General features: G+C 57.4%; 13 protein-coding genes and 1 pseudogene. 10 read left to right on the top strand and 4 right to left on the bottom strand.

Going from position 1 to position 14811, the window contains the following annotated elements; genetic code table 11:
• Positions 1-551: 551 nt before the first annotated feature.
• From ABFT80_RS27565 to ABFT80_RS27525, 9 genes are all read left to right on the top strand, one after another.
• Entirely contained in the window at positions 552-1052 is a 501-nt protein-coding gene (locus ABFT80_RS27565) for an RNA polymerase sigma factor (RefSeq protein ID WP_347975148.1), read from the top strand.
• Between the two features lie 91 nt (positions 1053-1143).
• A complete protein-coding gene (locus ABFT80_RS27560; protein ID WP_347975147.1) occupies positions 1144-2100 on the top strand; it encodes a FecR family protein in 957 nt (318 codons plus the stop codon).
• A gap of 103 nt (positions 2101-2203) precedes the next feature.
• A complete protein-coding gene (locus ABFT80_RS27555) occupies positions 2204-4651 on the top strand; it encodes a TonB-dependent siderophore receptor (protein WP_347975146.1) in 2448 nt (815 codons plus the stop codon).
• Positions 4652-4713: 62 nt separating this feature from the next.
• Positions 4714-5565, top strand: coding sequence for an ABC transporter substrate-binding protein (locus tag ABFT80_RS27550; protein WP_347975145.1), 852 nt, complete (start codon positions 4714-4716; stop codon positions 5563-5565).
• The gene (gene fhuB, locus ABFT80_RS27545) at positions 5558-7549 is read left to right on the top strand and encodes a Fe(3+)-hydroxamate ABC transporter permease FhuB (RefSeq protein WP_347975144.1); all 1992 of its coding nucleotides are present in this window, start codon (positions 5558-5560) and stop codon (positions 7547-7549) included. The genes ABFT80_RS27550 and fhuB overlap by 8 nt, the downstream gene beginning before the upstream one ends.
• Positions 7546-8259: a siderophore-iron reductase FhuF gene (gene fhuF, locus ABFT80_RS27540; RefSeq protein WP_347975143.1), complete on the top strand. Its 714-nt coding sequence runs from the start codon at positions 7546-7548 to the stop codon at positions 8257-8259. Before fhuB ends, fhuF begins: the two co-directional genes overlap by 4 nt.
• The gene (locus ABFT80_RS27535; RefSeq protein ID WP_347975142.1) at positions 8256-9068 is read left to right on the top strand and encodes an ATP-binding cassette domain-containing protein; all 813 of its coding nucleotides are present in this window, start codon (positions 8256-8258) and stop codon (positions 9066-9068) included. Before fhuF ends, ABFT80_RS27535 begins: the two co-directional genes overlap by 4 nt.
• Before the next feature lie 207 nt (positions 9069-9275).
• Positions 9276-9530: a type II toxin-antitoxin system ParD family antitoxin gene (locus ABFT80_RS27530; RefSeq protein ID WP_347975141.1), complete on the top strand. Its 255-nt coding sequence runs from the start codon at positions 9276-9278 to the stop codon at positions 9528-9530.
• Complete coding sequence (locus ABFT80_RS27525) at positions 9531-9824, top strand: type II toxin-antitoxin system RelE/ParE family toxin (RefSeq protein ID WP_347975140.1); 294 nt, start codon at positions 9531-9533, stop codon at positions 9822-9824.
• A 247-nt stretch (positions 9825-10071) separates the two neighbouring features.
• Here the strand turns inward: ABFT80_RS27525 and ABFT80_RS27520 are convergent.
• The 3 genes and pseudogenes from ABFT80_RS27520 to ABFT80_RS27510 all read right to left on the bottom strand — a co-directional run.
• A pseudogene (locus tag ABFT80_RS27520) lies at positions 10072-10329 on the bottom strand (DUF899 family protein); the annotation flags it as partial.
• A gap of 99 nt (positions 10330-10428) precedes the next feature.
• Positions 10429-11376, bottom strand: a complete 948-nt coding sequence (locus ABFT80_RS27515; RefSeq protein WP_347975139.1) for an alpha/beta hydrolase family protein — start codon at positions 11374-11376, stop codon at positions 10429-10431.
• A gap of 56 nt (positions 11377-11432) precedes the next feature.
• The gene (locus tag ABFT80_RS27510) at positions 11433-12194 is read right to left on the bottom strand and encodes an SDR family oxidoreductase (RefSeq protein WP_347975138.1); all 762 of its coding nucleotides are present in this window, start codon (positions 12192-12194) and stop codon (positions 11433-11435) included.
• A 97-nt stretch (positions 12195-12291) separates the two neighbouring features.
• Between ABFT80_RS27510 and ABFT80_RS27505 the strand changes: the two genes are divergently transcribed.
• Positions 12292-13206, top strand: a complete 915-nt coding sequence (locus tag ABFT80_RS27505; protein ID WP_347975137.1) for a helix-turn-helix domain-containing protein — start codon at positions 12292-12294, stop codon at positions 13204-13206.
• 85 nt (positions 13207-13291) lie between these two features.
• Here the strand turns inward: ABFT80_RS27505 and ABFT80_RS27500 are convergent, their stop codons facing one another.
• Entirely contained in the window at positions 13292-14545 is a 1254-nt protein-coding gene (locus tag ABFT80_RS27500; protein WP_347975136.1) for an ATP-binding protein, read from the bottom strand.
• Positions 14546-14811: the final 266 nt, after the last annotated feature.

The raw sequence follows: 14811 nt of genomic DNA, 5'->3' as shown, positions 1-14811 counted from the left end.
GCAATGGCAGACACCAGGATACGGATGATCGAGAACTCCGATGAGCACTACGAGATCGACGACGCGTGCCCGCAAGCTGCTCGGGGGAAGCCGGGTCACGGCTCCTTGAGCACACCTGCCAAGATGATCCGCACGTTGAAGCTGGATTTGACCGCGAGAGACGGTGATAGACAGTTTGCCCTACCTGTATGAAGCGCTTGATCGTTCTCACGGTAGTCTGCCAATCGGATAAGGACATAAGCAATAAGCCGGTGATCACGGGTTAGGTAGCGTCGAAACGCTTTTCCGTGGCGCGTCGGCAACAGTCTCCGCCAAAACAAAGCATTCGATATGGACTGGCTGAATGTCCAACCAGCATGAGGAGCGAGCCTAACTGCCAGAAAACATGACAGTTTTAATCATCTAATAGCGTCTACTGCCTGTTGGCTCTTCCGATCAGGCTAAATCATTGCCATTGCGACAAAATTCAACCTCGCCTATGCGAAAGCCCGAAGCCATCATTCGACATTATTCGGATTGCCTAAAGATCGCAGTTCGTCCGGAAAACAACCATGCGAGATCTTCAACGTCTCTTTGTTCGACACGCGCATGAAGTGAAGCGTAGCCTTTTGCGGCTGGGCCACAATGCGGAGACGGCTGCCGATCTGACGCAGGACACCTTCGTCAGAGTCATGACGGCAGCGCATGTCGGCGATCTCGAGAACCCACGCGCATATTTGCATCGCGTTGCGCGAAATCTGTCGTTCGATTTGCGGCGGCGTGACAGCCGTGTCGAATTTCTTGATCTGAATTGCGAAGAGGCGCAACGAGCTGCCGACACGACACCTTTGCAGGACACAGTGCTCCACGACCGTCAGCGCATAGCTTTGCTGGAAACTGCCCTTCTGGAACTTCCGGAGAAGACGCGTCGCGCCTTTGTGCTCCATCGAATGGGCGAAATGACACTACAGCAGGTTGCAGACGAGTTGCAGCTCTCAACGTCGCGAACCTGGAATTTGGTCCAGAAGGCCTACCTCCATATCCGGCGAAAGCTAAACGAAATCGGCGAATAATTTCGCCCCAAGCAGAAAATCCCGCTCCGCTGATCGTTGAATATGATGTAACAGCTTTTGCAGCCGCCAAAGCGCCGACATATGGGATCGGATGAACGAACCGCGACACGATGACGAGCAGTTGTTTCTGGAAGCGCTGGATCTTGTCACGCGTCTGCAGGCAGATCCTGCCAGTTCCGTTGCGCAGGACCTGATTGCCTCATGGCGGTCACGAAGCGCTACGCATGACATGGCCTGGCTGGAAGTTGCCGAAATCCACGGAATGGCCGGCGCGTTGCTCGGAAACGAAAAAAAAGCGAAGCGTTCTGGAATACTCTCACGTCGTGGTGTCATACTGGGTGGCGCCGCAACGATTGCAGCGGCTGGAACGGGCTTTCTGTTTGGGCCAGAGGCGCTCATTCACGTGCGTGCCGATTATCTGACATCGACCAGCGAGTTTCACGAGATCGATTTGCAAGACGGTAGCCGCGTTACTCTCGGCCCCGACAGCGCACTGCGGGTCGCTTTCGGCGACGCAACCCGCAGGGTCGAATTGATGGCCGGTATGGCGTTCTTCGATGTTGCGAAAGATTACGCGAGACCGTTTCAGGTTATCGCGGACCGACTGGAGACAACAGCGACCGGAACCGCATTTGACGTCAGCCGGGACTCCGATTTTCTGACGGTTTCTGTGCGAAGCGGCGCTGTTGATGCGAAGATTGCAGAGAGTTCGGCTCACACCGTAGAGCGCCTCTCGGAAGGTGAATGGGCGACGCTGCAATTTGGCACCGATGTTTTCGAACGTGGTGCGCGCGATGTGGAGCAGATCGGCGCGTGGCGCGACGGGCTGATCTTCGCCGACCGTGAGGCGATCGCATCGCTCGTCGCAAAGATCAGGCGTTGGCACGATGGGCGCATCGTTATTGCCAGCGCATCGTTCGGGGAGCAACGAATAAGCGGCGTATTCGATCTGAACAAGCCGATGGCTGCGCTTGAAGCCGTCGTGCAGCCCTATGGCGGAAAGGTGCGCCAGATTTCGCCCTGGCTGACCGTCGTTTCGGCCATCTGATTTTTTCCGAACAGGGGGGAGAAAAAGCGGGCATCTCGCTCGTCTCATCATAGAGGCCGACGCAAAACAGCGGCGCGCTATTGCGGGTGAAACGGAGTGGGTTATGGGGAAGCGGGAAAGCATAGCGAAGACGGGAATACATGCCCGTCGCTTGCTGATGGTGATGTTGCTTGCATCGACAGGCATGAGTGTGATGAGCCTCGCGGTGCCCACTATGGTCAGAGCGCAAAGCACCTTCTCGATACCTTCAGGATCGCTGAACGCGGCTCTAGCTTCGTTTGGAAGACAGACGGGATTACAGGTCACCTATCTCCCGCAACTCGCAGCCGGCAAGCGTTCGCCGGGCGCGTCTGGTCCCCTGACGAACAATGAGGCGCTTTCCCGAATTTTGCTGGGCTCGGGTCTGTCGTACAGCTTCACCAGCGCGGATACGGTTACGATAACAGATCCTACCACTGGCAGCGCGGCAGGTATTGCTCCGGATGGCAGCATCCAGCTCGATACTGTCAGTGTGCAAGGCAGCGGGGAAAGCCCGACAGGCCCGATCGCGGGTTATGTTGCGACACGAAATGCGTCTGCGAACAAGACCGATACGCCGATCATCGAGACGCCTCAATCCATCTCGATTGTCACCAAAGACCAGATCACCGACCAGAAGGCCGTGTCTCTTTCCGACACCCTCACCTACACGCCCGGCGTCGCAGTGCAGTCGCAAACGTTCAGCCGTATGGTGGACGACATCACGATGCGCGGATTCAACATCGCTGCCGGCAACAGCGGCATGCTGCGCGACGGGATGAAGTATCAGTCCAACGTCTACGATGGCGGTCAGGAGCCTTATGGCCTCGAGAGGGTCGAAGTGGTCCGAGGCGCATCGTCGGTGCTGTATGGGCAATTGTCGCCGGGTGGTTTGGTCAACGCAGTGTCGAAGCGCCCAACGCCGGAGCCTTTGCGCGAGGCGAATGTCGAATATGGCAGCTACAATCGAAAGCAGGTTTCCGTCGATCTGAGCGATTCAATCGATGCGGCAGGAACGCTGCGCTATCGCCTGACCGGTTTGCTTCGTGATGCCGACAATTGGGTCGACGAAACGCCGGACGACAAGGTCTACATTGCGCCCGCTTTGACGTGGCAGCCCGACGCGGCAACCTCGTTGACGCTCCTTGCCAGCTACCAGCATGTGAACACGCGCTTTGCGACCCCGCTGAACTTTGAAGATGTCAGCACCGGGCGTATTCCGCGCGATCGGTTTTTGGGCGAGCCTGACTTCGACCGTTATATCGGCGATGCCTACACGGTGGGCTACTCGTTCGACCACGAATTCGACAATGGCATAAAGCTTCGCCAGAACGCCCGATATTTCAAGTCCGACGTGAAGTGGGACTACATGTTCGGTAACCTCGCGACAGTGGACGCAAACGGCGATCTCGACCGCCTGGCGAGTAAGCGCAATGAAAGTTCCTACGGTATCACTGCAGACACGTCCGTCGAAAAAAGCTTCCAGACAGGTGCCGCCGAACACACGGTTCTTCTGGGCCTGGATTACTATCGCCGCAGCTACGAGAGCGAACGTTATCGCGGTACAGGATTCATCCCGCTGAACGTCGATAATCCTGTCTATTCGGGATATCCAGACATCGATTTTGCGCGTGACCGCGGCAGCGACAATCTCGGAGATCAGTTCGGCATCTATTTGCAGGACCAGATCAAATACGACAATTGGACGTTTGTGCTTGGCGGTCGTCACGACTGGAGCGAAAGCACGTCGCTTGCGCGCATTTCGGGTATCGAAACAAGCCAGAAGGATTCTGCTTTTACGGGTCGCGCTGGTGTCGTCTATGAATTCGAAAACGGGATCGCACCTTACGCAAGCATCAGCCAGTCGTTCTCACCGCAGATCGGTGCAGATGCGCTGACCGGTGAAGCGCTGAAGCCAAATGAAGGCATGCAGTATGAACTCGGTGTCCGTTACCAGCCGATAGATTCCAATCTTTTGTTGAGCGCCGCAATCTACGATCTGACGCAGACCAATGTTTTGAGCTTCGATGAGTTCGGCGATTCTTACCAGATAGGAAAAGTGCGCTCGCGCGGTCTGGAACTGGAAGCGCGCGCTGAATTTGGTGATCTGGGCATTATCGGTGCGTATTCCTACACGAATGCCAAAATCCTATCGAGCGCACTGGAATATGAAATCGGTCAGCAAGTCGATCTGGTTCCGGAGCATACATTTGCACTGTGGGCTGATTACAAGCTCGATACGCTTGGATTGGAGGGTGTGAAGGTTGGCGGTGGTTTGCGCTACGTCGGCAAGGGCAACGTTACCGACAGCATCGATGTGCTTGGCGTAGCGGTGAAGACGCCCTCCTACGTTCTGGCCGACGCCATGGTCAGCTATGATTTCGGTGCGATCGACAAGAAATATGACGGCGTCAGCCTGACGGTGAATGCGCGCAATCTATTCGACAAGAAGTTCTACACATGCACCGGTTCGACGGGTTGCCGTTATGGCGAGCCGCTCGCTGTCACCGGAACGCTTTCCGTCAAGTGGTAGGATAAGATTACATGATGCAAAGGCGTTGTCGCGTCACGAGACGCGTAATGCTGGGGGCGGCGTTGTCCGCCCCATTCGCTTTTGCGCCATTTCGAAATGCGTTCGCAGAAAACAAAACGCGCCTCGTTTCGCTGGATCTCCTTCCGACAGAGCTTCTGCTAACGCTCGGCGTAGCGCCAATCGCTATTGCCAACGGTCCACTTTACGCACGACTGGTAGCCGAACCTATCTTGCCCAAATCCGTGAACGATCTTGGGCCTTTGAACGAGCCCAATGCGGAGTTTCTGCAGGCTCTCGCGCCAGACGCAATCCTGGCTTCCGAGTGGCAGGTAAGCGGTCTTGCGCCGTTGAAACGCATCGCGCCATTGATCCCTTTGGCGACCATCGCGCCGTCGGTTTCGGCCGTGGACAACAATATCGACCTGATGAACCAACTGGCGGACCTTACGGAAACTCAAGGTGAAGCCTCGCTGTGGATACGTCGCGTCGAGACGGAACTGTCGGCAGCGCGTGGCGCGGTAAAGGCGAGAGCCAAGCGTCCGGTCTATATTTGCCGGTTTTCGGAGAATGGTCGGAATGTCGCTTTGTTTGGAGGCAATGGCATGGTTGGCGACGTGGTCAAACGCCTTGGCCTTTCGAATGCATGGCAAGGGCGGGTGAACGCCTCAGGCGTCACCTCTGCGGGTATCGACCAGCTAGCCGAAAATCCGGACGCGATCATCGTGCATTTCGATCGTGGACGCGAAACCGTTCAGGCAATGCGCAAATTGGCCGCAAGTTCGATCTGGAACGCGTTGCCTGCGGTCCGGGCTGGGCGAGTGGTTGCCATGCCGGTCATCTACCCTAGCGGCGGTGTTTATTCATCCATCCGCTTTGCCCGGCAATTGGTCGAAAGTCTCCCTGCCGATGGGTGAAAGCGCGACAATTGCAGCTCCGGTCGACAAGTCGGTCGCGTTGGGCGTGGCGCTGATCGCAGTGTCGCTCGCTTTCCTTTTCGCAAACCTTGCCGGTGTGGTTGAGGTCGGTGAATGGTCTGCCGCGCTCTTGGGTCAGGATCCTCAAAACCTTGCCCATTTGACGATACGCAATGTCATGCTACCGCGTTTCGCAATGGCGCTTTTGTGCGGAGGGGCTCTCGGACTCGGAGGCGTCGTATTCCAGCAAGTTTTGCGCAACCCGCTCGCCGAACCCGGTACGCTTGGCGTTTTCGCCGGGGCCAAATGCGCGCTGGCGCTCTGCCTGCTTTGGGCACCTGGATTTCTCGACCTTGGATGGGATGTAGTATCGTTTTTAGGCGGCGGTCTGGCAACGCTTGTCATTCTCCTGCTCGCTGCGCGTCAGGGATTTTCTCCCACCTCGGTCATCCTTTCCGGGCTCATCCTCTCGCTATCGCTCGGCGCATTCGGCTCCATGCTTGTGATGGTCCATTTCGAGGCGTTGGGCGATCTTTTCGTGTGGGATAGCGGCTCGCTGGTTCAGAACAATTGGCAGGGCGTTCTCGACCTTCTTCCCCGTCTTGCATTCATTTTCATTCTGACCTCGCTAATGGCGCGGCCACTGGCAATTCTGGAACTGGACGAAGGAGGGGCGAGAAGCTTAGGCGTCTCATTGAACGTGGTTCGTATTGCGGCCATTGCGGTAGCTGTGGCTGCGTGCGCAATCGTTGCGGGTTCTGTCGGCCCGATCAGCTTTATCGCCCTTGCAGGTGCGGCGATAGCGCGCGGCGCTGGCGCGCGGCGATTGTCCGATCGCCTGATTGCTGGACCGCTGACTGCGGCTGGCCTGCTCGCGCTGACCGATCAGGCATTGTTAATAGTGTCCGGCGGAATGGAAATTCCGGCCGGTGCGGTTACTGCGGTGGTGGGCGCGCCGCTTCTGTTATGGATGCTTCGGCGGCTAAGACCGCAACTCGAAACACGCAATCAGCATTCAAATGAGAAGCTAAAATCATACCGCGCGATGATCTTGGGCGGCGCGGTTCTTGCCGCCAGCTTGGTCGTCGCTCTTGGCTCGGCACTTCTCATTGGTCGCAACCCGGATGGCTGGTTTCTGGCCACTGGAGCGACGCTCGAAACGCTGATGCCTTGGCGTCTGCCGCGTGTGATTGCAGCGCTCGGTGCGGGAATGATGCTGGGCATGGCCGGAACGTTCCTGCAACGGCTGACGGGCAATGAAATGGCAAGCCCGGAACTGCTTGGGATCTCCTCGGGTGCGGCTTTCGTTCTTCTTATCGCGACGCTTTTCCTGCCCCAGATGGATAGGTCGGCAATGATGCTCCTGTCATGCCTTGCGACAGGACTGGTTCTCTGGATCGTGCTTTGGTTCAGTCGTGGCAGCGCGAACGCGTCGACCACGATGCTTCTTGCCGGTGCGGCAATCGGAACGCTTCTTTCGTCGGTCCTGTCCATTCTCATGTTTCTTGGCGACGCCCGCATGCTGCGCGTTATGGTCTGGATGGCGGGCTCGACCTATTCTGTGACCGCCAGCGAAGCATGGCTGGTTCTGCTCAGCGCGCTTGCTGCGCTTGCGATTGTGCCACTCTTTACGCGATGGCTGACGATATTGCCGCTTGGCCGCCCGTCGGCTGCGTCCCTCGGCGTTCCGCCCTCTCGCAGCAGATTTCTGGTGGTCATCGCAACTGCATGCATGACAGGTGCGGCGACACTTTTTGTCGGACCTTTGAGCTTTGTCGGCCTGATGGCCCCGCATATGACGAGGATGGCGAATGTGCGGGGGCCGCTTGCGCAAACCTACGTGGGGGCGCTGCTCGGCGGTATCCTGATGGTGCTTGCCGACTGGCTTGGCCGAAACGTCGCATTCCCTTGGCAAATACCGGCGGGATTGTTTGCGACAGGTATTGGCGGCTTGTATTTCATTGTTGCGATGTTGAAGCGATGATCCCGGTTCTCGCATCGATATTGACGGGCGATCTATCTGATTTCGGCGAATCTTTTGTCGGGCAGGACGATACGCGCGCCTTTATTTCCGGCCAAAAATTGCTTGAAGAAGATACACTCAGAGCGTGCCTTGAACGGTTCTCGAAGAACTATAACACCCCAGAACCCATCGCAGTGGCGACCCTCTGGTCCAAATGGCATATCTCGAAGCTGCTTCCAGCCTCAATGGCGGCAATCATAATTGCAGACACCGCACTGCCTTTAAGCATCGATAAAATCGGGGTCGTTCTTTCCGAAGATGGTCACACCGTTGCGTTTCGCGTCGATCCTGATGGGCACAACGCTGCGCATGGCGATGTCAGGCAGCGTTTTGGGAACATACTGGATCATCATCTCGCGCCCTTGTTTTCTTCACTGGCAAAAGTCAGCGGAATCCCAACAAAGGTTTTGTGGAGCAATGCCGGCAACGTTGCCGAAAATGTCGTCCGCGCGTGCGAAGAATTATTGGGTGCCGACCACGCAGGAGTGACCGCAGCACTCAGCCTATTCTCATCCCGCAAATGGCCTGATGGCTCGAAGAATTTCCTGTTCGAGCCGGTTCGCTACGTCGACGGTGAAAAGCGGCAGCGCAAACTTTGCTGCCTGCGCTACCGGATGGATTCCCTGAGCCTCTGCAAGACCTGCCCGCTCGAAATCGAGACAAAAGCATGACCGAAGGATTTCCTCCTGCGGCTTCAACCAGCGATCCGCATCCGCTCTTTCGGCTCAGGGAGGTGTCCTTCAGTGTTTCCGGAAAAACATTGCTCGCGCCGCTTTCGCTGGAAGTTGCACATAGGCGTGTTGTCGGGTTGATCGGACATAATGGGTCCGGCAAATCCACACTTCTGAAGATACTAGCGCGGCAGCAAAGCGCTACATCCGGTGAGATAGACTTCGCCGAAAAACCGCTGGCATCGTGGGCCGATCGCGCATTTGCCCGAAAGCTTGCCTACCTTCCACAACAGACGCCTACGGCGAACGGTATGCTTGTGCGCGAGCTCGTGGCGCTCGGGCGTTATCCTTGGCACGGCGCGCTTGGGCGCTTCGGCAAGATCGATCGTGAAAAAGTCGATGAGGCGATTTCGCTGACCGACATTGGCGGCTTTGCAGATCGTCTCGTCGACACGCTTTCCGGTGGTGAGCGTCAACGCGTCTGGCTCGCAATGCTGATCGCGCAGGACGCTGAATGCCTTCTGCTGGATGAGCCGACTTCGGCACTCGATATCGCGCATCAGATCGAAGTGCTCTCGCTCATTCAGAAACTATCCCTTCAGAAAGCACTTGGCGTGATAGTCGTGCTGCATGATGTAAACATGGCGTCGCGTTTTTGTGACGAGATCATCGCATTGCATTCGGGAAAACTTACAAGTCGAGGTGCGCCCGAGGACATCATGACTTCCGAACAACTTGAAAAGATTTATGGTTTATCGATGGAAATCTTTTCAACGGCGGGTGGTAATCGCTTAGCAGTGCCGAAATGACCGAAGATGCAAGCAAGCACTGAGACGCTCGACTTCGACGGCAGTGAGACGGTTAAACTTCTTGATCTGGCGGATATGCCGTCGCGTGGAAAGATAAGCTGCCGTATCGGTCGCACTTTCGGAGAGACACTGCCAAACAAACCACCCGTTCCGCGTTTGACAAACTTTGCCATGTTCCTGTAGCTTGAACGCAATACGGAGGCTTCAATGGCTACGATGAACGTATCCCTACCGGAACCAATGAAAGATTGGGTTGAGGCTCAAGCCAGAACGGGACGATATTCCAATTCCAGTGACTATGTGCGTGATCTGATCCGGAAGGATCAAGCGCGCAGCGATAAGGTTGCGGCTATGCAAAGATTCGTCGATCAAGGTCTCGAAAGTGGTATTGGCGGCCGATCAAAGGACGAACTCTTTACCGCGGCTGTCGCGCGGGCGGAAACGACGCGCGGCAGCAGGTAAGTGAGGTTCCGCTTATCTGTCGAAGCGGAAGAAGACGTCATTGCGATCGCCGAGCAAGGTGTCCAGATGTTCGGACCCGCACAGGCAAGGTGGTATCATGATGAGCTGTTCGCAGTGTTCGACATCATTGCCGTAAATCCGCGAATGGCGCGTGAGCGAGAAGAAATTTCGCCGCCAGTCAGGATTCATCCGTTTAAAGCGCACCTTGTTGTCTATCGTATTGAAGAAAACGAAGCCGTTCTCGTGGTCCGAATACGCCATGGACATGAAGACTGGGCCAGCGAGCCTGGTTAGGGGTCCCTGGCGTTAGTCGTGGCCTAGACGTCGCGGCCCTTGGCGCAACAGCGAAGGTCAGCGGTTCGAGCTCGATCAAGACCAGATCGAGTCGTCCGGCTTTGATCTCTGCCGGCCTACTCTGCGAATGGTGGCTTCGCGCCTTCAACTCGGTCGTAGACAGGGGTGCTTCTGTTTCCCTGAAAGCGGATATGACAACAGCTGCCTAGCGATCGCCGTGCAGTCACCATGCCCCGTCTCTGGGCGGCTACTCGTAGCGATCGTGACGGCGCATCCAGTCCCCCCATTCCCTCGACCTCGTTGCGTCCCTTCGGCATGAGGTCGAGCAAGGAGTGAGTGCCCATCATGACCTCCACACCGCGCCCGAAGGTGGAGTAGGTGTGAAAGACATCGCCCGCCTCGTCGGGCAACCTTCCTTCCATCGCGGCGCGAACATGAAATGTTGTACCAGAAGTTGCGATCGACCATAGAAGAGATCGGCGAGCGTGTGTGGGCCATCGGGCGTGATTCGACTCCTGCGTTGTCCATTGGCGAGACCGGCGGCAGCACTTTTCTATGCATGATCTGCGTGCACTTTCAAACTTATCATACGGCAGGTATGGCCTCAGGCGTCGGTGGCGAGGATTACGTGCGCCAACGTACTTGCGGTTCCGTCGAGTGAAGCGATTGCAGACGGCCAGGCATTTACATCAACGCCAAGTGCGGTGCGGAGCCAGGACAGGCTTAGCCGCCGCGTCGCCTCAAGACTGTCCGGCGCCTCAAATTCCGTTTCCTTTGCATCCAGACCAGCAATGCCGCCCAATCCGTGACCAACGCCATGCAGGGTGACGAGAGCCTTGGCTCCCGGGCTGTCGTAAAAGGCATCCGCGTGCCACTCCGGGCCGCGTGACGTAAAGTGCGGGTTGTCGTCCGCGCCGCAGATTACAACACTGCGGGTTGTCATGTGCGCGAAATCGACGTTGAAGAATGGAAAGCGTGCCGCACTTTGCGCGGTGAGCTCGCTGCCACCACGCCCCGGTGCTGCTAAAAGAACGCCCGCCGATATGCGCGGATCGGCAAAGCTCTCCCCCGCAAGCTCCGCGCCGAGAAGCAGACTAACCGTGTGGCCGCCAAAAGAGTGGCCGGCAGCCGCGATGCGCCGGTGATCGAGGCGACCCGCTATTGCTGGCGCGTGCTGTTCCACTTCATCCAAATGGTCGATAATTGCCTTCATCTCGGATACACGCTGGCGCCAGAAGTAAGGCGCACCGGGAGCGTCGTTCGGCAGGCCACCCACAGGAGAATTTCCATGGGTTGGCTGGATCACGGCGAAGCCGCGCTCAGCCCAGAACTGCGCCAGAGGGGCGTATCCATCCTTCGACGGAATATATTTGGACGGACCGGCGCCGTGCGACAGCAGCACGATTGGCATTGCGCCGCCGCTGGCCGGGCCGGTCAGGCGCAGTTCAAGGGGGGTGCGTCCGGCCAAGGGCAGGGTGATCGGGGCATAGGCCACGGTCAATTCGGCCTGGGGCGTTGGTATGGAGTGCGACAGATCGATGAGATTGTTCATGTGTTGTCATCCTTTTGGCGCCCCTGTGCGGCGGCGGGTCAACAAGACCATTCCGCTCAATTGTTGGCCTGGGTGGCTGTCTGGCTGAAGATTGTCTCAGCATCGGCACCTGCGGGTAGGCGCATTGGCGAATCCGGCTCCGTCACGGCGCGCCATACTGCCCGTGCTACGTCTTCGGCCTCTGTTTTCTCAGTCGAGCCGCGCATCATTGAAACATAGTCCTGTACGAAAGCCTCATAGGGCGCCGGGACGTTCATTCCCATGCGCCTCACGGCGTTCATTCCAAAGGCGGTCGTCGGTGCCGACCCCGGCAGGACAAGCCGCGTGCGGATGCCGAATTGCGCAATCTCGAGTGCAAGGCTTTCCGTGAACGCATTGATGGCGGCCTTGCTGGCGCTGTAGACCGACAGTGCTGGAAAGGGGCGCAGCGTGACGCTGGAACTGACGTTGACGATGACGCCGGCACGGCGCGTGCGCATGCCCGGCAAGACAGCCTGGGTCAAGGCCATCGCGCCGAGGACATTGGTCTCGAAAAGTTCACGGGCTTTGGCGGTGTCTACGCCTTCCAGCACGTTCAGCATGCCGACCCCGGCATTGTTGACAAGCGCGTCGACATCGCCGGCGTTTGCGACGGTCTGCGCGATGCTTGCTGCATCGGTGACGTCGAGCGGCAAGATGTGCAGGCGATGGTGCACCGCCATTGTGTGGGCCGCCGGGGTGCGCATGGTTGCGATGACTTCCCATCCTTCTGCGAGGAACAGTTCCGCAGTCGCGAGACCGAAGCCCGACGAAGCGCCGGTGATAAGAATTTTGGGCATTGGTGTGTCTCCTGTCGTTGCTACGACGAGAGATGGACAAAGATTGTCGGACTTTCTATATTCATAAGTCTATAATTATTCAGAGAAAGTCCGGATTGTGGCTATTTCGACAACTGACCCCCTTGCCAGTGTTGTCGCGCTGCTCAAGCCGGAACCCTCGATCGCCAAGCTTGTCAACGGCGCCGGCCGCTGGCGCGTCGAGCGTACAAACATGGCAAGCCCGTTCTACTGCGCCATGGTCGAGGGCACCTGCCTGCTGACCATTCGGGACTGTGCGCCGCTTGTCCTTGAAACGGGAGATTTCGTGCTGGTGCCGGAAGTCTTGGATTTCGCGATGTCGAGCATCAATCCGCCACCAAGTGGCGCCCCGCACCTGCCGCTGGAGATCGGCCCGGGCATGTTCAGCCTGGGCGAACAGGAAGCACCGACCGATGTGCGGTGTCTGGTGGGCCACTGCAGCTTTGCCTCGCCTGACCGGGAGATGCTCGTTTCGCTCCTGCCGGCGGTCATCCATGCACCCGCGCACAAACGCTTAATCGCGCTCGTTCAGATGATCCAGGAAGAGACGCAAAGCGATCGTGCCGCGCGCGACATGGTTCTCGGGCGGCTTTTGGAACTGCTGCTGGTCGAGGCTTTGCGCTCCGCCGAAAGCACTATGGCAGAACCCGGTTTGCTCCGCGGCCTTGGCGATCCCCAACTTGCCCTGGCGTTGCGGCAGATCCATGCAGACCTCGGTGCAAGCCTGTCTGTTCAAGGCCTGGCCGCTGCAGCGGGCATGTCGCGCTCCACCTTCTTTGACCGCTTTCGCGGCGAGGTCGGATCAACGCCCATGGAATATGTAGCGGCTTGGCGGATGGCAGTGGCAAAGGACATGCTGGTGAGGGGCAATATCGCGATGGCCGAACTCGCGCGGCGCGTCGGCTACGGGTCGGTCAGTTCATTCAGCATGGCCTTTTCGCGCCACGTCGGAACACCACCCGGTGCTTTCGCCGCCAGACGCCAGGCCGTGTAAATCGCACCTCGATCAGTTCTCATCCGATGAGCGTAATGCAGCGGATGGCTCGCTTTGAAAGTCGCAGCACGGAACTCAATCTGGTTCACATGGTCCATAGAAGGGACAGCGGTGCTGCCTGCAATTTGTCTCCCACGGGTGTCAAGCGGTCGTGATCATGCAGGACTAGTCCCCGCACAAAGCGCTCACCGACGGCTTCCTGCAACTGGCGCAATCCACGAAAATCCTCGGCTTTGATTGTGGCGGAGGCCTTTACCTCAATGCCGACGATACGGCCCCGCCGATCCTCGATCACGACATCGACCTCATCCTGATCCTTTGTCCTATAGTGCGAGAACGAAAAACGTCGATCGGACCAAGATGCGATTTTCAGCAACTCGGAGACCACGAAGCTCTCAAGCAATGCTCCAAATCGTGTTCTGTTCTCACGAAGGGCATCAGCTTCGTCGGCTCGTAAGCTGGCGAGCAATCCCGTATCGAGAAAGTGCAGCTTAGGCGTCTTGATCAGCCGGCTCAGGCGGTTGTTGGACCATGGCGCAAGCGTTTTGACCAGAAATAGCCGTTCGAGAATGGCAACATATTTCTGAGCAGTGACGCTCGATAAACCCAGCGCGCCCCCGAAGCTGCTGTTATTGACCAATTGGCCGGCATGTTCTCCGAGAACGTCTAGCAACCGCGGTAAGCGATCGAGCTGATCGATGTTGGCGATATCACGAACGTCGCGATCGAGGATTAAGGCCACATAATCTTCCAGCCAAGCAATCCGTCGGGCAGGCGTGGCCCTTCGCAAAACTTCCGGATATCCACCACGCAAAACGATTTGCAGCAGGTCTTCGCCCACCACGGTATCCTCGCCGATGATAGGTTCTTCCCCAGCAAACAGGCGATCCAGAAATCGCCCCGGCGTGGATCGAATTTCGGATTGAGCGAACGGCAAAAGAGGAACGACGGCCATACGGCCCGCAAGGGAGTCGGTGATCGCTGGCACAGTTGCCAGATTGGCTGAACCTGTCAGCAGAAATCGGCCGGGGGCATCGTCGCGGTCGGCACTTTCCTTGATCGCTAGCATCAGCTCGGGAGCACGCTGTACTTCATCGATTACGGCCCGGTCGATGCCTCGGACAAAACCAATCGGGTCGGTCTTAGCCGCGCTAAGAGCACCGGCATCGTCCAAGGTGATATATGGACGGTTTGGGCCTGCGAACTGTCTTGCTAGAGTTGTTTTGCCGGCCTGCCTAGGGCCTGCTATCAAAACGACGCGCGTGTCGGCAAGTGCTGTCTCGATGATCGGTCGAGCTTTTCGGTCAATGAGCGATCTCAGGTGGGCGGTAGTGATCATAATGTCTAGCTTTAAACGACTTTCCGTCCAATTTAAAGTAGGACCGAGTCTATTTTTGACTATAGGCCCGACTATATATCAGAATTCGGCCAGATCGATCGGCCTTTAAATGCGGGCGTCTATGCGCTTAAAACGGACGCGGCTCGTCGTCATCGGCCGATGCGTGCCAAGGCAAATTAGTCCATCGTTGGCATGCATCGGCCGACGACGAGGACCTGGTATCGATGCAAAGGGTAGTCCATCTACACGATTTGGAGTTCGATTCC

Source organism: Foliimonas ilicis, from assembly GCF_039939195.1.
Lineage (GTDB): Bacteria > Pseudomonadota > Alphaproteobacteria > Rhizobiales > Rhizobiaceae > Foliimonas > Foliimonas ilicis.
This window is presented reverse-complemented; position numbering and strand designations above follow the sequence as displayed.